Annotated in this window: 12 protein-coding genes and 1 tRNA gene; 6 read left to right on the top strand and 7 right to left on the bottom strand. The window is 63.8% G+C overall.

Annotation, left to right across the window (positions count from 1 at the left end; translation table 11 throughout):
* Positions 1-471: 471 nt before the first annotated feature.
* The 5 genes from ABGT79_RS09325 (at position 472) to ABGT79_RS09305 (ending at position 6842) form a co-directional block, all read left to right on the top strand.
* Complete coding sequence (locus tag ABGT79_RS09325) at positions 472-1500, top strand: glycosyltransferase family 9 protein (RefSeq protein WP_346665949.1); 1029 nt, start codon at positions 472-474, stop codon at positions 1498-1500.
* A 946-nt stretch (positions 1501-2446) separates the two neighbouring features.
* A complete protein-coding gene (locus tag ABGT79_RS09320) occupies positions 2447-3397 on the top strand; it encodes a hydrogenase small subunit (protein WP_346665948.1) in 951 nt (316 codons plus the stop codon).
* A 14-nt stretch (positions 3398-3411) separates the two neighbouring features.
* The gene (locus tag ABGT79_RS09315) at positions 3412-5091 is read left to right on the top strand and encodes a nickel-dependent hydrogenase large subunit (protein WP_346665947.1); all 1680 of its coding nucleotides are present in this window, start codon (positions 3412-3414) and stop codon (positions 5089-5091) included.
* A 678-nt stretch (positions 5092-5769) separates the two neighbouring features.
* Positions 5770-6249, top strand: a complete 480-nt coding sequence (locus ABGT79_RS09310; protein WP_294487064.1) for a HyaD/HybD family hydrogenase maturation endopeptidase — start codon at positions 5770-5772, stop codon at positions 6247-6249.
* A gap of 404 nt (positions 6250-6653) precedes the next feature.
* A complete protein-coding gene (locus ABGT79_RS09305; protein ID WP_346665946.1) occupies positions 6654-6842 on the top strand; it encodes a hypothetical protein in 189 nt (62 codons plus the stop codon).
* A gap of 149 nt (positions 6843-6991) precedes the next feature.
* On the opposite strand, the gene ABGT79_RS09300 is transcribed toward ABGT79_RS09305, so the two are convergent.
* Positions 6992-9670: a ComEC/Rec2 family competence protein gene (locus ABGT79_RS09300; RefSeq protein WP_346665945.1), complete on the bottom strand. Its 2679-nt coding sequence runs from the start codon at positions 9668-9670 to the stop codon at positions 6992-6994.
* A gap of 129 nt (positions 9671-9799) precedes the next feature.
* Entirely contained in the window at positions 9800-11062 is a 1263-nt protein-coding gene (gene murA, locus ABGT79_RS09295) for a UDP-N-acetylglucosamine 1-carboxyvinyltransferase (RefSeq protein ID WP_346665944.1), read from the bottom strand.
* A 73-nt stretch (positions 11063-11135) separates the two neighbouring features.
* Here murA and ABGT79_RS09290 point away from each other — a divergent pair.
* Positions 11136-11211, top strand: a tRNA-His gene (locus tag ABGT79_RS09290).
* A gap of 227 nt (positions 11212-11438) precedes the next feature.
* Here ABGT79_RS09290 and ABGT79_RS09285 read toward each other — a convergent pair.
* The 5 genes from ABGT79_RS09285 to ABGT79_RS09265 all read right to left on the bottom strand — a co-directional run bounded on the left by ABGT79_RS09285 (position 11439) and on the right by ABGT79_RS09265 (position 17188).
* Positions 11439-12230, bottom strand: a complete 792-nt coding sequence (locus ABGT79_RS09285) for an exodeoxyribonuclease III (protein WP_346665943.1) — start codon at positions 12228-12230, stop codon at positions 11439-11441.
* Between the two features lie 165 nt (positions 12231-12395).
* The gene (locus ABGT79_RS09280) at positions 12396-12671 is read right to left on the bottom strand and encodes an HU family DNA-binding protein (protein ID WP_294447199.1); all 276 of its coding nucleotides are present in this window, start codon (positions 12669-12671) and stop codon (positions 12396-12398) included.
* Between the two features lie 147 nt (positions 12672-12818).
* A protein-coding gene (prfB, locus tag ABGT79_RS09275) for a peptide chain release factor 2 (protein ID WP_346665942.1) occupies positions 12819-13932 on the bottom strand; the annotation gives its coding sequence in 2 pieces (ribosomal slippage) (positions 12819-13856 and positions 13858-13932; 1113 coding nt in all).
* A gap of 50 nt (positions 13933-13982) precedes the next feature.
* Positions 13983-15671 (bottom strand): apolipoprotein N-acyltransferase, encoded by a 1689-nt coding sequence (gene lnt, locus ABGT79_RS09270; protein ID WP_346665941.1) that lies wholly within the window; start codon positions 15669-15671, stop codon positions 13983-13985.
* Positions 15668-17188 carry a YifB family Mg chelatase-like AAA ATPase gene (locus tag ABGT79_RS09265; RefSeq protein ID WP_346665940.1) on the bottom strand — a complete coding sequence of 507 codons (1521 nt, stop codon included), beginning with the start codon at positions 17186-17188 and terminating at the stop codon, positions 15668-15670. Before ABGT79_RS09265 ends, lnt begins: the two co-directional genes overlap by 4 nt.
* Between the last annotated feature and the right edge of the window lie 6 nt (positions 17189-17194).

Here is a 17194-nt window from a genome sequence, read left to right as displayed (position 1 = left end):
AGGCCCGAAGGGTTCGCCCTCCGGGCCTTTTTTCGGCGCAGCAAACCACGCTCCTCCGCGCCTCTTCCGATACATGCCCGCCGTCATCGACTCCCCCGGCGACGGCGGCGCGGAAATCCTCCGTTTCCAGCCCCCCGCGCCTTCCGGGGAACGCGCCCGCGCCGCTGCGGAAAAGGGGGTTCCCTGCGGCCATTCCCGGCACAGAACAGCCCCGCAACCTGCGCACGCACGCTTCGGCAGTCCCGGGCCTTTTCGGCGCACGCCCCGGCCATTCCGGAAACGCGCCTTTTCTGCGGCCGGAGTGAGGCAGCCGCTCGTCGCCGCGCCCGCGGTTGACGCGCGCGCCCCTGAAAACTACAAAGAAGTCACGGCGTCCGGAATGTTCGGGAAGCGCCCGACGTTCACGCCATGGCGTCCTTCGTCCGCATCCCTTCTCCGGCGGACGGAAGTCTCATTCACAGGCAGGTCAGTATGGCACGTTATTCTTCCAAAATAAGCAACAAGCACATGGTGGCCGTGCGCTTCAGCTCCCTGGGCGACGTGGCGCTCACCACGGGCGTTCTTCTCGACTGGCACGAAAAGCACGGAACCATGTTCACCGTCATCACCAAAGAAGCCTTCGAGCCGCTGTTCGATCACAATCCCGCCGTGCTCAACGTCATCGGCTTTGACGACAACGATCTGCACGGGCAGACGCAGGCCGTCATCTTCCGCGGCATCATGGAAAAATATCGCGATTCCCCGCTGCTTGACCTGCATCGCAATCTGCGTTCCGCCATGCTGGCGCGCATCTGGCGCGACGCCATCATCTGCTACAACAAAATGGCGCTGGCCCGCCGCATCTTTCTGTGGAGCAAGGGGCGCTTCTTCGGCGAAGAGCTGCGCCGCTACAGCGTTCCCCAGCGCTACGCCATCGGCCTGTACGACAAGGAGAACGTGCCCTCCGCCGCGGAACTCCGCCCCCGCGTCTTTCTTACGCAGGACGAAATCACCCATGCGGAAGAACTGCTTGCCCCCCTTCAGGCCGAAGGCGCGCCCATCGTGGCGCTGCACCCCTTTGCCACCCACGAGGCCAAAACCTGGCCCATGGAAACCTGGCTGCGCTTTGCCGCGCTGCTCCGCAACGAGGGCATCAGCTACTTCTGGGTGGGCCAGGGCGACGACATGCCCGAAGAGGAACACCCCCGCAGCTTCATCAACAAGACCGGCCTGCGCGAACTGTGCGCCCTGACCTCCGTTGCCGACGTGCTCGTGACCGGCGATTCCGGCCCCATGCACCTCGCCACCGCCGTGGGCACGCCCGCGCTTGCCATGTTCGGCCCCACCTGCAAGGAATGGGGCTTCTTCCCTTCCGGCGAGCACGACCGCGTGGTGCAGCTCGACATGCCGTGCCGCCCCTGCTCGCTGCACGGCTCCGGCACCTGCCCCAGGGGCAACGCCTGCATCACGGGCATTGAACCGGAACGCATGCTCGAAGAACTGAAAACCATGCTCGCCTGACGTGTTTCCTGCTCTGGGCGGAAACCGTGGAAGCCTTGCAGGAGCATGGGCAACTCGTTGCGCCTTTCTTCCGCGCAGGCGGGAAAGGCCTTTCGCCGACGGACACGCCGATAATCTCTGGAACCTTTTCTGCGCGCAGGCGGCAATGGCCGCCGTGCTCGACATGGCGGAAAAGATCGCTCAACGAGGACTGACGCCCGAAGAGCTCAGATTATTTATTCTTCCGGGCGCAGAGGATGTTGCCTGCGTGCGGCGGCGCGCCCCTTCAGGCTTTTCTGCGCAGGCGGGAAAACTTCGCCGCGGTCGGAAGTTATGGAGCATGTCGGCGCGCCTTTGCGGGACTGAAAACGCCGGGCCTCGGAGCGACGAACGGCAGGCGTCGAGATTTTCCGCGTGCGGACGAAGAGATCCTCATTCAGGCGCAGCTTGCCGGGCCCTCACCGCTTTTTCCGCCTGCGGGCGGGGAAGCGCAGGGCGGATGACGGCGACTGCGCGCCTGTGCGGTCCCTTCTGCGGACGGAGGCCGCATTCAAAGCCCGGCGGCGCAGCTTCCGGCATGCCCGCTTCCGCACGCGAGGCAAAAACGTCCGCATTGGCCTTTCTCATCGAGGGCCCCGGCCCTGCGGCACGAAGAACGCGGCACGACGCAGGAGGCGGCGCGCCCGCTCTTTCTTCGGACGCCAGAAAAAGGCTGTCATCTCCCGCACTTGCCGAATTTGTCGGGTCAAAGACGGAACCATGTGATTTTTATATCATTTCTTCAAAGAAAAGATTCTCGTCGGTTGACCTGCCCCTTCTCTGATGTTAGAGTCGGATATAAAGTAATATCAGAAGAAGATCATGCCTCAGCGCATGACTTGTTCCCTTATCGGCAAAAGCCGCGACCTTCCCGCCGCCATGGAAGCCTTCGCGGAAAAGTCCTGTCTATCAGCGCCAGGAGGGCCTTATGCAAATCTCCATTGGTCTGGGGAAAGAAGGCGCGGAAGAACGCCTTGAAAAACGGGGCGTGTCGCGCCGCGAGTTTCTGAAATTCTGTTCCACTGTGGCTGTGGCCATGGGTCTGGGTCCCGCGTTTGCGCCCACCATGGCAAAGGCTCTCACGTCTGCCGCGCGTCCTGCCGTCATCTACCTGCACGACGCGGAATGCACCGGATGCACGGAAGCGCTGCTGCGTTCGAGCAAGCCGTTCATTGACGAGCTCATTCTCGACACCATTTCCCTCGACTATCAGGAAACCATCATGGCCGCCGCCGGCGAAGCCGCGGAAGACGCTCTGCACCTGGCCATGAAGAATCCCAACGGCTACGTGTGCGTCGTGGAAGGCGCCATTCCCACCGCCATGGACGGCCTCTACGGCACCATCGGCGGCAAGACCATGTACGCCATCAACAAGGAAGTGCTGCCCGGCGCCAAGGCCGTCATTTCCTACGGCACCTGCGCCTGCTTCGGCGGCATTCCTTCCGCCGCGCCCAATCCTTCCGGCTGCAAGGGCGTGAACGACTGCTTCGCCGATCTCGGCATCAAGGCCGTCAACGTTCCCGGCTGCCCGCCCAATCCCCTGAATCTCATCGGCACCATCGCCGCCGTGCTCTCCGGCGTCAAGCTGGAACTCGACGCCCTCAATCGTCCTCTGGCGTTCTACGGCCACACCGTTCACGAACTGTGCGAACGCCTGCCCCACTTTGAAGCCGGGGAATTCGCTCCTTCCTTCGACTCCGAAGAAGCCCGCAAGGGCTGGTGCCTCTACAAGCTCGGCTGCAAGGGTCCGGTGACCTACAACAACTGCCCCAAGGCCCTGTTCAACGACGTGAACTGGCCCGTGGCCGCCGGACATCCCTGCATAGGCTGTTCCGAACCGAACTTCTGGGACAAGCTGACCCCCTTCTATGAAAACTAGCGAGTAATGCCACCATGAGCGAAGCAAAAACCACTCCCCAGAGTTCCTATACCGGGCCCATCGTGGTGGACCCGCTTACCCGTATCGAGGGCCATCTCCGCATCGAGGTGGAAGTCGAAAACGGACGCGTCAAAGACGCCAGAAGCTGCTCCACCCTGTTCCGCGGGCTGGAAACCATCCTCAAGGGCCGCGATCCGCGCGACGCCCAGTTCTTCACCGGCCGCACCTGCGGCGTGTGTACCTACACGCACTCTCTCGCGTCCACCCGCGCCCTTGAAGACGCCATGAAGATCGAGATTCCCGCGAACGCCACGCTGATCCGCAATCTCGTGCTCGGCATGCAGAACCTGCATGACCACGTGGTGCACTTCTATCACCTGCACGCCCTCGACTTCGTGGACGTGGCCGCCGCCCTCAAGGCCGATCCGGCCAAGGCCGCCAAGCTGAACGCCTCCATTTCTCCCCGCCCCACCAGCGAGGACGAACTGCGCGCCGTGCAGGCCAAGGTGAAGGCCCTCGTGGAAAGCGGTCAGCTCGGCCCCTTCACCAACGCCTACTTCCTCGGCGGACATCCTTCCTACTATCTCGATCCCGAAGCCAACCTCGTGGCCACGGCCCACTATCTGGAAGCCCTGCGCGTTCAGGTGGAAATCGCCCGCGCCACGGCCGTGTTCGGCGCCAAGAATCCGCATCCGCAGTTCCTCATCGCGGGCGGCGTCACCTGCTACAACGCCCTGCGCCCCGACACCATCGCCCAGTTCAAGGCCCTGTATCAGAAGGCCCGCAACTTCGTGGAACAGGTGTACATTCCCGATCTGCTGCTCGTGGCCGGCGCTTACAAGGACTGGGCCGCCATCGGCGGCGGCGTTTCCGACTACATGGACTTCGGCGAATTCCCGGGCAAGGAACGCGATCTCACCACCCGCTGGCTCAAGCCGGGCGTCATCTACAACCGCGATCTCAGCACGGTGCTGCCCTTCGATCCCTCGAAGATTTCCGAGCACGTGCGTCACAGCTGGTTTGAAGGCGACGAAGCCCGCGCTCCCTATCAGGGCGTGACCGATCCTCGCTTCACCCGTATCGGCGATCCCGACCGCTACTCCTGGATGAAGGCCCCGCGCTATGACGGCCATGCCATTGAAACCGGTCCTCTTGCGCAGATGCTCATTTCCTACGCTCAGGGCGACAAGCTCGTCACCGACACCGTAAACACGGTGCTGAAGGCCCTGAACGTCGGTCCCGAAGCCCTGTTCTCCACCCTCGGCCGCACCGCCGCCCGCGGCGTGGAAGCCGTGGTGGTGGCCAACGGCATCGGTGAATGGATTCAGCAGCTTGAAGACAACATCGCCAAAGGCGACAACAAGATCTGCATCAACACCGAAGTGCCCAAGAACGCCGAAGGCGTGGGCTTCGTTCACGCGCCCCGCGGCGGCCTGTCGCACTGGCTGGTCATTGAAAACGGCAAAATCGCCAACTTCCAGCTCGTGGTGCCCTCCACCTGGAACCTCGGACCGCGCTGCGCCGAAGGCAAGCTCTCCGCTGTGGAAGCCGCCCTCGTCGGCACGCCCGTGGCCGATCCCAAGCGCCCCGTGGAAATCCTGCGCACCGTGCATTCCTTCGATCCGTGCATCGCCTGCGGCGTGCACGTCATCGACGGCCGCACCAATCAGGGTTACGACTTCAGAATTCTGTAATCCGTCATGACGACAAGGGGGGAGGATGTCCGATCCTCCCCCTTTTTTCATGGCCGAACATGGACGCCGAAAAAGCCGCACCGAAAGCCACGCGCGTTGCGGAGCCTGCCGCATCTGACGCCCGGCCTGCATGCGCGGTTTGAACTTCGGCGCTGCCGACATTGCAAGGCAGGCTCCCGACCGACGCTTCCAGCGTCAAGGTGCAATGCCGGACCGAACAGGACAGCCGGAACGGCGTTCCTCCGCGAGGGCAAACGCCTGCGCGGCAACGATGTTCACCCGGCCCGCGGGGGCGATGGTTGCCCGGCCCGTGCTGCGCGGCAAAACCCGCCTGGGGAAAGATTGCCTCGCGTGACTTGCGCATGGCCCGCGCCGTGCGGCGAGCCTCTCCGGCGCTCCGCCCGCCCCACGAGTGAGACACGCCGGAGAGAGGTGCAGCGCCGCCCCTCTCCCGCATTCGGCTCAGGGCATGAAGGCGCCCTGCCGCCGCAGGCCGCACTTTCCCCGACGCTTCCGGGGCCGCTGCGGACGATGAAAAAATGTTTGGCGCTTCCCGCAGCGTTCCGCGTCAGCACGTCTCCTTCCGCATCACAGTCCGATCACCATTCCGGAAAACACGCGCCGCACTGCGACGGCCCGTCGATTTTCCCGCCACCTTTCCCGATTTTTGAGATCACCATGGACCGCATTCTCATTCTTGGCGTAGGCAACATTCTTTTCACCGACGAAGGCATCGGCGTGCGCGCGCTCGAATGGCTTCAGGAACATTACGCCTTTCCCGAAAACGTCACGCTTGTGGACGGCGGCACGCTGGGCATGGGACTCATGGACGCCCTTTTGCAGTGCGACCGCGTCTATGTGCTCGACGCCGTGCTCGGCGGCGACGCGCCCGGCAGCATCTACCGCCTCACGGACAACGATCTGCGCAAGAGCATGAGCTTCCGCGACTCGCTGCATCAGACCGACCTCGTGGACACGCTCATTTACTGCGACATTCTCGGTCATCGCCCGGAAGGCGTGGTGTTCGGCATGGAACCCGCCGACTACAACACCATGGAGCTGGGGCTCTCCCCCGTGTGCCGCGACGCCGTGCCCGCGCTGGCGCAGAAGCTCGTGGACGAACTGCGCGAACTGGGCATTGCCGTGAGCGACCGCTGAGACGCACTCGCGAACATTCTTCGCGCCGAATGCGCTGATGATGCGAGCGAGGCGCGGCCGCAGCGCAGCGAACGCGCTCTCCCGCCATGCGTTGCCTGCGCCGGCCCTCCCCGGCGTCTTCCTCCGATTCCTCCGAACCTCTGCCGAGAATCCGCAACACGCAGCACGGCGGGCAACGCCCCTGCGGCGCAACGCCGATGACACGCTTCTCTTGCGCCCGCGCGCAACTCCCCGCAAGCCTTGCCGACAACGGCAAGCCGATGCGTCCCCGCAACAAGGACAGGAAGACGCCCCTGCCGCAGCAGGCCGCACTTTCCCGACGCCCCCACGGCAGACCCCGCCGCCTCGCCCTTCAAAAGGCTGACGCGCCCGGAAAACTCCGCTCCGCAGCCGCGCGGCGTTCCATGCTCAAGTATTCCCGCTCGATCAACGCCCGCAACACGCCGGAATATCCAGAAAAAATGTTGCCGCGTGCGGCCGACCGCTGCGCCGTGCGAAAAGCGCTCTTCTTTCCGCCATCTCCGAAAATTTTTTGCTCGAACGCGCCCGGGGCCGACTGCTCTTCCGCCAATCTTTCGGCAGCCCCGATTTAACGCCTCTCTCGGGCTCTGTGCGACTTTTTTCTTCAAATCCTACAGAACTGCTCGGAATTGTTCTTTTCCGCAGCCGACGACGCGCACACGCCTCGCTTCCGCCCTGCCGCATGGCCCCGTTCCGCGCTGCCGTCCGACCGGCGCGAAGTTCAGGGCAGCGTCATGCGCCCGTCCTTTCCCGACCATGTCACGGTGAAGCCTCCGAGCATCGTGGTGCTGTACAGAGGAATCAGCCGCCGGGCCATCTCCGCGCGCACCTTTCGTCCGGGGAAACCGTAATGATTGAACGCCGCCGCCGAAGCCGCAGCCGCTTCCGGCGACACGGCATCGTAAAACTTCCGCTGAAGGCTCGACGCCGCGCCGTGATGCGGCAGCACAAGCAGCTCGGCCCGCAGATCCTGTCCGCTCTCCGCAAGACGCCGCAGCGCCGGAGCCGTCATGTCGCCGCACAGGATGGCCAGCGGCACCTCGTCGCGAATCACGCGAAACGAGAGCGACGCAGCGTTGGACGAAATTTTTCTGCCCGGCCGGGGCTCTGTTTCCGCCTTGTCCGGCCAGACCATTTCCAGCCGTATGCCTTCGGCAAGCTCCATCACGTCACCGCGGCCCAGAATCCGCTCCGGAATGCCCCGCCGCGCCGCTATCTCGCGCAGCGCCCTGCCGTCGGCGGAATCATCCCGCGCGGACATCGCCGACCAGCAGAGGCTTCCCACCTCGAAATGTTCCAGTATCCAGCGAAGGCCGCGCGCATGATCCATGTCCGTGTGACTCACGATGACCGCGTCAAGGCGCGGCATGCGTCCGTATGTCAGGGCCGGAGCAAGGATGCTGCGCCCGCAGTCGAACGTCGGCGAGGCGCTGCCGCCGCCGTCCACAAGCACGCGTCCGCCGGGATAACTCAAAAGCACCGCCTGCCCCTGGCCCACGTCGAACACGGTCAGCGCCACTTCCCGCTCCCGCGCCGCCCGCCAGTCGTCGAGCCAGACGGGCATCTGACCTGCCGGCATCATCAGAAGCCCGAGGCACAGCAGTCTGCGTGCCGCCTCTCCCGACGGAAGGCCGTTCAGCTTCCGGCCGAGCATCAGCATGCCGCCCGTCAGCGCCGCTCCGTAGCCGAGTGCGCTCAGGGACAGGGGGCGCATAAACTGCACAAGCGGCAGGGCTCCGGCTTCGGCCATGCGCTCCAGAATATCGAGCATAACGTCGGCAGGGAACGTTGCCGCGGCGAAAAGCAGCGTCGAGCAGCTCTGCGGCCCCAGACACGCCAGAAACAGCATGCCGAGCGCCGCCGCAGGAAGCGTGACAAAGGTGAGCGGCGGCAGCCAGATAAGATTCATCCAGACCTGCACGCTCGTCGCCCCGAACACGGAAACGATCACGGGCAGCACGGCGAGCTGCGCAGAGAGCGAAAGAATGAGCATGGTGCCGCTCCAGCGTATGGCTGCATGCATTGCGCGGCAAGGCAGTGAGCGGGAATCGCCGCCCGGGCGGCGGGCAGGGGGAAAGCGCCTGCGAAGCGCCGAAACCAGCGGCATGGAAAGCAGTATGCCCGCCACGGCAAGCACGGAAAGCTGCGCGGAAAGATCGAAGGCCGCGAGCGGCCAGCCGAGAAACAGCAGAAGGCACGCGGCAAACAAGGCGTCAAGCGGAGCCGTGCTGCGGCGCAGGCACAGGTACACGGAACCGGCCAGCATCATGCACGCCGCGCGGATGAGGGAAAACGGCGCGCCGCCGAGAAAAAGATAGGCCAGCGCAAAGGGAACGCCCGCAGAAACCACGAGCACGCGCCTCGGCATCACAAGAAACAGGCCACGAAACGCCCGCGACGCAAGAAAAATCAGCGCCGCGCCCGCCATGGCCGCAAGCGCCAGATGCTGCCCGGACAGGGCCAGCGAATGCACAAGGCCCGCCCGGTTGAAAAGATCCACGGTGTGCGGACTGAGAAAGGAACGGTCGCCGAAAAGCAGCGCCGGCAGCATGGCCCTGCCCTGCGGCAGAACTTCCTCCGCCCGCGGGTCCGACGCTCGCCTGCCGCCGGACTTCCCGTCCGCGGACTCGTCTTTGAACAGCTCTGCGGAGAGCGCCTCGCGCCAGCTCTCCCGCAAACGCTGCGCCCGGTACGCCAGTCCTTCGCCCTCGGCAAGCTCCAGATACAGCGGCCCCGCGGCAGTTCTGTTCAAGCGCGCATTATGCCAGACGTCGCGATCCGCCCAGTACCTGCCGAGATCGGAGACCCCGGGGTTCACGCTGCCCACGGTCGGATACAGGCGCATGAGGGCCCGCAGCGTTTCTCCGGCCACCGGTCTGCCCGCGTGCTCCATATCCCGTTTTTGCAGCGTCAGGCTCACGAGTCCCGGCACGGGAGAGGCGTCGTCCTCCACAATACGACCGGGATACCCCTTTCTGCCGCCGGAAAGTTCGGAGCCGATCTTTCTGTCCAGCTCCTTGCGCACCCGCGCTTTTGCCTCTTCCGCAAGCGGCGGCATGCCTTCCATCGAACGCACATCGTCCAGCAGCACGCGCACGCGGCCTCCGGGAAGACCGGTCACGGAGGACACGCGTCCCTCGACAAGTACGCTTTTGCGCGGGACCGACGCCCACGAGGGACAATCCGGAGCCTGCGGCGAAGCAAGAAAGGTGAGCCCCAGGCCGAGCAGGAAAAACACGGCCGCCGTCAGCGCCCGACGCGCGCCAGCGAACCGCGGAACCATAATCACAAGAGCAAACAGCGCAACGCCGAGCACCGCATCGCGAAGCGACACGGAACCGGCCAGCACGACAAGAAGAAGCCGCTGACGGAAAAGAAGCGACGGAAGTTCGCCCGGCATGGCGCAGTCCGAAAATTCCGGCGCGGCGTTTTCCGCGCCTGTCCTCTGTGGCAAACAAGGCGCGCCGATTCCTGCCGAAACACTCCGGCGGCACCGGCGCGCCTCACCTTTCCGAAAAAAACGGAATGCCTAGTCGGGATCCTTCACCCGGCGGATGACGGCTCCCACGGCCGAAAGCTTGTCCGCCAGATGCTCATAGCCTCTGTCCACGTGATAGATGCGCTGCACGCGGGTTTCCCCTTCCGCCGCAAGACCGGCCAGCACCAGCGCCGCGCCCGCGCGAAGATCCGAGGCCATGACCGGCGCGCCGGTCAGTCTGCGGCCGCCGCGCACCAGCGCCGAAGAACCCGTCACATGGATGTCCGCGCCCATGCGCACCAGTTCCTGCACGTGCATGAAGCGGTTCTCGAAAATGTTCTCTTCCACGAGGCCCGAGCCCTGCGCGCAGCACAAAAGCACCATGAACTGCGCCTGCATGTCCGTGGGGAATCCCGGATGCGGCCGGGTGCTCACGTCCACGCCCGCAAGTCCGCCTTCGCCCACGCGGGCCAGCACGCCTTCCGGCGTTTCCTCAATGACCATGCCCGCCGCGCGCAGCTTGTCCACCACGGCGGCCATGTCGCCGATGGGGCAGTTCTTCAGCAGAAGCTCGCCGCCGGTCACGCCCGCGGCAATGAGAAAGGTGCCCGCTTCAATGCGGTCGGGCATGATGGCATACGTGCAGCCGTGCAGCCGATCCACTCCCTGCACGCGGATCATGGTGCTGCCGTGCCCCTCGATGCGCGCGCCGCAGCGGATGAGAAAGTTGGCAAGATCCACGATTTCCGGCTCGCGCGCCACGTTTTCCAGCACCGTTTCGCCCCTGGCGAGGCAGGCGGCCATGAGCACGTTTTCCGTGCCGCCCACGGTGGGGAAGTCAAAACGGATGTGAGCTCCCTGAAGTCCGTCGGGGCAGCGGCCGTGAATGTAGCCGCTTTCCAGATCGAACACCGCGCCCATCTTCTCAAGCGCGGAGAGATGCTGATCCACGGGACGCGCGCCGATGGCGCAGCCGCCGGGCAGAGACACCTTGGCCTCGCCGAGCCTCGCCAGAAGCGGCCCCAGGCAGAGCACGGACGCACGCATGGTCTTCACGAGATCGTACGGAGCCTCCATGCCGAGCTTGCCGTTCTTCACGCGGACCACGCCGTTTTCCAGCGAGGCCTCGCGTCCCAGAATGTTGAGCAGCTTGATGGTGGTGTGAATGTCCCGCAGATCGGGGACGTTGGTGTAGGTCACTTCGTCGTCCACGGCGATGGATGCCATGATGATGGGAAGCGCGGCATTCTTGGAGCCGCTGACCTCAATGACGCCCTTGAGCGGCGCACCGCCCTCTATGATGAAACTGTCCAAACTCTTCCTCCCAGGGATGACAAAAAAATGCTTGACTATTCCCCGTCTATCGAATAATAACTCTTTCTGCACGGCGAATATAGCTCAGTTGGCAGAGCACCTGGTTGTGGCCCAGGGGGTCGCAGGTTCAAACCCTGTTATTCGCCCCATATTTCAGCCCCGATTTCATCGGGGCTTTTTTTGTGGCCACCGTGCCGATTCTGCTTTCGCCTCTCTTCATGTCCGTGCCGCTCTCACAAGAAAGGGCTCCGGCGCGCCGGACCTTTCCCGACGCCTCCGCGCCCCGTTCCCTATTTTTCTCACACGCGAAGAGCCGGAATTTACCTGCCTTCCGCTTTCACCTTGCCCGTTCAGTGCCGCATGACGGCCTTTTCTTCTACAGTTCCAGGGCCAGCCCCACGGGGCAGTGGTCGGAACCGTACACGTCGCTTTCTATCCACGCGTCGCGGATATTGTTCCGAAGCTCGGACGACACGAAGAAATAGTCCAGCCGCCACCCGATGTTCCTCTCCCGCGCGCGGGTCTTGTAGGACCACCAGCTGTAGGCTCCCGTCTCGTCGCCGTGTACGTGGCGGAACGTGTCCACGTATCCGGCCTGCACGAAATTGTCCATCCAGGCGCGCTCTTCCGGAAGAAAGCCCGTGTTGCACACGTTCTCCTTCGGACGGGCCAGATCTATTTCCCGGTGGGAAATGTTGAAGTCGCCGCACACCACGATGGGCTTTTCCTGCCTGAGCTCTTCGGCGTAGTCCAGGAAGGCGTTGAAGAATCCCATCTTGTACGGCACCCGGCGAAACACGCCCTTCGATATCTCCTCGCCCCCGTTGGGAAAGTAGATGTTGAAGAAATGCAGCTCGGGAAATTCCAGATGCAGCACCCGCCCCTCCCCGTGATAATCAGGATCGGGCAGTTCGTGCTCCACGTTGAGCGGCTGCCGGCGGCTGAACACCGCCACGCCGGAATATCCCTTCTTCACCGTGGACGCCGACCACCAGGAATGCCAGCCTTCCGGCTCGCGCTGATCTTCGGGAATCTGTTCGGGAGAGGCCTTGGTCTCCTGAAGTCCCACCACGTCGGCCTGCGTTCTGGAAAACCATTCCCAGTCCGCCTTCCTGCTGACGGCGCGAAAGCCGTTCACGTTCCACGATACAAAACGCATAAGTGACATAAATTCCGTCCTTCTTCCGGGGGAGAAGTTACGCGACAACTCCCGCAATCTCAAGAAAAAAAGCCTATTCGCCGCAAGCGGCGGGCTGTCTTCCCCTGCGGGCATAAAAAAGGCAGGTTCGCTGAACCTGCCTTTTTCCGTGCATGAAACCTGCCGGAGATGTCGCTAGTCGTTGAGGAATTCCTTGAGTTCCTTGCCCGCGCGGAAGAACGGAAGACGCTTGGGGCTCACTTCCACTCTGTCGCCGGTGCGGGGATTGCGGCCGGCATAGGAGCCGTACTCTTTAACCTTGAAACTGCCGAAACCGCGGATTTCCACGCGATCGCCTGCAAGAAGCGCCTCTTTCATGCAATCGACAAAAGTGTTGACCACAAGGGTGGCTTCATCCAGCGACACATTGGACTGTTCGGCAAGATTCTTGATCAGTTCACTCTTGTTCATGACATCTCCGTCATACGGTATGGCCTGCCATGGACTCGCAGGCAGGGAGAAGGATTATCGACGGGGGTATTCCCCCTGAAAGCTCACAACGTGTCAAGTAAGTCCTCTATAACCCTAAATCCGTTGCCTTGCAAGGAAAAACGGCCTCTATCCCCGACTGTGCTCATGCTGCCAGAGAAGATAGTCCCGCAGGAAGGAATCGATGCGTCCGTTGAGCACGGCGTCCACATCGCCGCATTCCGAACCGGTGCGATGGTCCTTGACCAGCCGGTAGGGCTGAAGCGTGTAGGTGCGTATCTGACTGCCGAAGGCAATGGCGTCCTTGCCGGCGTAGTCGGCCTGACGGGCGGCGTCGCGCTTGCTCTGTTCCAGCGCGTACAGACGCGCCTTGAGTACGCGCATGGCGCTTTCGCGGTTGCTCTGCTGCGAGCGCTCGTTCTGGCACTGCGCCACGATGCCCGTGGGAATGTGCGTGATGCGCACGGCCGATTCCGTCTTGTTGACGTGCTGGCCGCCCGCGCCGGACGCCCGATACACGTCGATGCGCAGATCGCTTTCCTTGATCTCGATGTTCGATATCTCGCCCGCGTCGGGAATGAGATCCACCGAGGCGAACGACGTGTGCCGACGGCCGGAGGCGTCGAAGGGCGAAATGCGGATGAGCCGGTGAATGCCCTTCTCGCCCTTGAGCAGTCCGTAGGCGTTCTCGCCCTGCAGGCGGATGGTCACGGCCTTGATGCCCGCTTCTTCGCCGGGCAGAAAGTCCACGATTTCGGCCTTGATGTGATGCGATTCGGCCCAGCGCAGATACATGCGTTCCAGCATTTCCGCCCAGTCCTGGGCCTCGGTGCCGCCCGCGCCGGGATGGATGTCCAGAAGGGCGTCCATGTGATCGGATTCGCCGCTGAGCAGCACGGTCATTTCCGTTTCCGTCAGCAGCTTTTCCAGAATGTCGGCCTGTTCGCTCAGCGTTTCCAGCGCGTCTTCCTCGCCCTCGGAAACAAAGCCGAGCCATTCTTCCATTTCGTCGTAGCTGGCCTTCAGTTCCCGAAAACGGGCGACTTCGGCTTCAAGACGACTCTTTTCCCGCAGCACCGGCGTGAGCTTTTCCTGATCAGACCACGCGTCGGGGCTGGAAATGATTTCCTCTATTTCTTTGAGGCGCGCCTCCCGCGTGGGCAGGTCAAAGACGCCCCCAGAGGGAAGTGAACTGTTCGGAAAGAGTATGGCAGCGGGAACGAAGTTCGGCCAACTGAATCATGACGATATCCTTTTTTACGGTATTTCCGCAGGGATGCGGAGTGTCTCAGATCAAACGGAGCGCCTGCGCCATTGCCTGACCAGCGGCAGACAAAGCAGCGCAAGCATGACGAAGCCCGCGGCGGGCAGCCACGGATGCAGATAAAAGTAAGGCGTATGCCCCTGCAAGGCAAGCGCCGTTGCAGTAAGGCTGCCGGGCTTGAACAGGGCGTAGTGATCCTTTTCCGAGCCCAGGGCGTGCATGCCGCCCAGAGGGTCGAGCACGGCCGTGATGCCGCTGTTGGTGGCGCGCACCACATAGCGCCCCTGCTCCACGGCGCGCATGAGCGAAAGCTGAAGATGCTGCATGGGCGCAGAGGTGTAGTCGTACCAAGCGTCGTTGCTGATGTTGAGAAGCAGTTCCGCGCCCTCGGCCGCGCGTTCGCGGGCCAGTTCCGGGAAAATGGCCTCGTAACAAATGAGCATGCCCATGTTCACGGTCTTCCTGTTCGAAAGGGGCACGGCAAAGAGCGGCTCCTGCGTGCCGGGCTCGAAGCCGCCGAGCCCCTGCAGCAGGCTTTCGAAAATCTTCCAGTCGAGCACGGGCGGCAGATATTCGCCGAAGGGAACCAGATGCTCCTTGTCGTAGTGGCCGCCGTCGCCTGCCGGAGTCAGCAGATAGGCCCGGTTGTAGAGCAGCGTCTTTCCTTCCGGCGAGCGCTCCACGCCGGGCGCGCCGAAGAGCAGCGGAAGGCCCATTTCCCGCACAAAGCCGCGCAGCTCGCCCGAAAGAGGCCCGGAAGGATAGGCGAAGGGCATGGCCGTTTCCGGCCAGAGCAGCACGTCGGGCAGTGCTGGAGCCAGCGTGGCGTCGCCTTCAGGCGCAAAGCGCCCCATGAACGGCGCAAGTTCCGCGGCCTGCGGCCTGGCCTCTTTCGCGCCGGAGAGCGCGCCGACGTTCGCCCTGACGCCGTCCAGCGTGAGGCGCATGTAATGTTCCAGGGTCTGCCTCTGATACTCGGGCGACCATTTGACGTCCTGCCGCACGCTGCCCTGCACCAGCGTAAACGACACGGGCACGCCCTCGGCGGCAAGACGCCCGGGCATGACGGCAAGACGCCACGAGCCGAAGGAGGCCGCCGCCGTCAGCATGAGCGCGGCGCTGCCCGCAAGAACGAGCCCCGCCTTGCGGGACGCGGCTCCGCCGAAAAGTCTTGTCAGCCCCTCGCAGGCCAGGCAGGCCGCTGCGGCCAGAAATCCGGAATAGCCGTACTCGCCGAGCACGCTCAAAGGCTGCACGAGCTCAGGCCAGGCGGCCAGTCCCGAAGAGAGCGTGAGCCAGGAAAACCCGGTGCCGAACCAGCCCCGCGTCCACTCCAGAAGATACCACACGCATCCCGCAATCGCGGCGCGCCGCCACGGAGAAACATTGCGCACTCTGGCCATGATCCACGAAAACACGCCGCCCCAGAGCGCCACGTACATGCCGAGCAGGATGGAACAGGGCGCGGCCAGAAGCCAGGGAAAATATCCGTACTTGTGCGCGGCCACGGCAATCCAGTAGAGGGCCGCCGCCGCGCCGGGAATGCCCGCCGCCCAGCCCGTGCGGAACGGCGCTTCCGTGCGGGATGCCAGAAGCAGCGCCGCCGGATACGCCAGCATGACAAACGGCAGATGCACCGCCGGATTGGGAGTGCCCAGAAATACGGCCAGCGATCCCGCCGCCGCAAGCGCGGCGCAGCGCCGCAGAGAAATGCTCATGGCTGTCCCCTGTCAAGCACGCGGCAGCTGATGGCTTCCGCGATGTGCGTGAGCGAAAGTTCCGCCGCGCCTTCAAGATCGGCGATGGTTCTCGCCACGCGAAGAATGCGGGTGTACGCCCGGGCCGAGAGCGCCAGCGCGTTCACGGCATTGCCCAGAAACTCATGTTCCTCCCGGCCGAGACGGCAGTACTCGTCGAGCATGCGGCCGGAAAGATCGGCGTTGGTGCGGCAGTTCGTGCCCCGGTAGCGTTCGCGCTGAATCTCCCTTGCGCGCACGACTCTCTCGCGCACCTCGGCCGACGACGGCCCGGAGTGCGTCGAACGAATGTCCTCATAGGACACGGCGGGCACCTCCACGTGCAGATCGATGCGATCCAGAAGCGGGCCGGAAAGCCTGGCGCGATAGCGGGCCACGGCCTGCGCGGAACAGGTGCATTCATGACGCGGATCGGTACTGTAGCCGCACGGACAGGGATTCATGGCCGCAAGCAGCATGAAGTCGGCAGGATAGGAGACCGCGTAGGTGGCGCGGGAAATGAACACTCTCCCCTGCTCCAGCGGCTGGCGCAGCACCTCCAGCGCCTGACGCTGAAACTCGGGCAGTTCGTCCAGAAAAAGCACGCCCCTGTGGGCAAGGCTCACTTCGCCGGGATGCGGCGGCACGCCGCCGCCGATGATGGACACGCTGGAGTCGCTGTGATGCGGCGTGCGGAAAGGACGCTTCGTCACCAGTCCGCGCCCGTCCAGCATGCGGGCCACACTGTAGATTTTGGTCACTTCCAGAGCCTCTTCCCGATCGAGCGGCGGAAGTATGCCCGGCATACGCCGCGCAAGCATGGTCTTGCCGCTGCCCGGAGGCCCGATGAACAGCAGATTGTGCGCGCCGGCCGCCGCCACTTCCATGGCCCGCTTGGCCTTTTCCTGCCCCTTCACGTCGGCCAGATCGAAGAAATCGTCATCCTCGTCGCCGGACGGCGCGGGCTCCACGGGAGAGAGTTCCGCCCTGCCCGCCAGAAAGGCCGCCGCCTCCGCCAGCGTTCTCGGCGCAAACACGTCGAGCCCCTCGGCCATGGCGGCTTCCTGTGCGTTGTCCGGCGCCACCATGAAGCCCTTGGCTCCTTCCGAACGGGCCAGCATGGCCAGCGCAAGCACGCCGGGCACGGGCTTGAGCCTGCCGTCCAGCGAAAGCTCGGCCGCAAAGAACCAGCCCCGCAGACATTCGGCGGGAAGTATGCCCGCAGCCGCCAGAAGTCCGAGCGCCAGAGGCAGATCGTAGGCCGAGCCTTCCTTGCGCCGGTCGGCCGGGGCCAGATTCACGGTGATACGCCCCGGCGGAATGCGGAACGAGGAATTCTGAAGCGCCTTGAGCACGCGCTCGCGCGATTCACGCACCGCGCCCTCGGCCAGTCCCACCATGACGAACGAGGGCATGCCCTGCCTGCCGTAGTCCACCTCAAGATCGACCCGGAAGGCGTCCACCCCCAGAATCGCCCCGCAGGACAGCTGCACTACCATGAAGAC

This window comes from uncultured Mailhella sp. (assembly GCF_963931295.1).
Taxonomy (GTDB): domain Bacteria; phylum Desulfobacterota; class Desulfovibrionia; order Desulfovibrionales; family Desulfovibrionaceae; genus Mailhella.
Note: the sequence above shows the minus strand (reverse complement) of the source record. Positions and strands in the feature narration are given on the sequence as shown.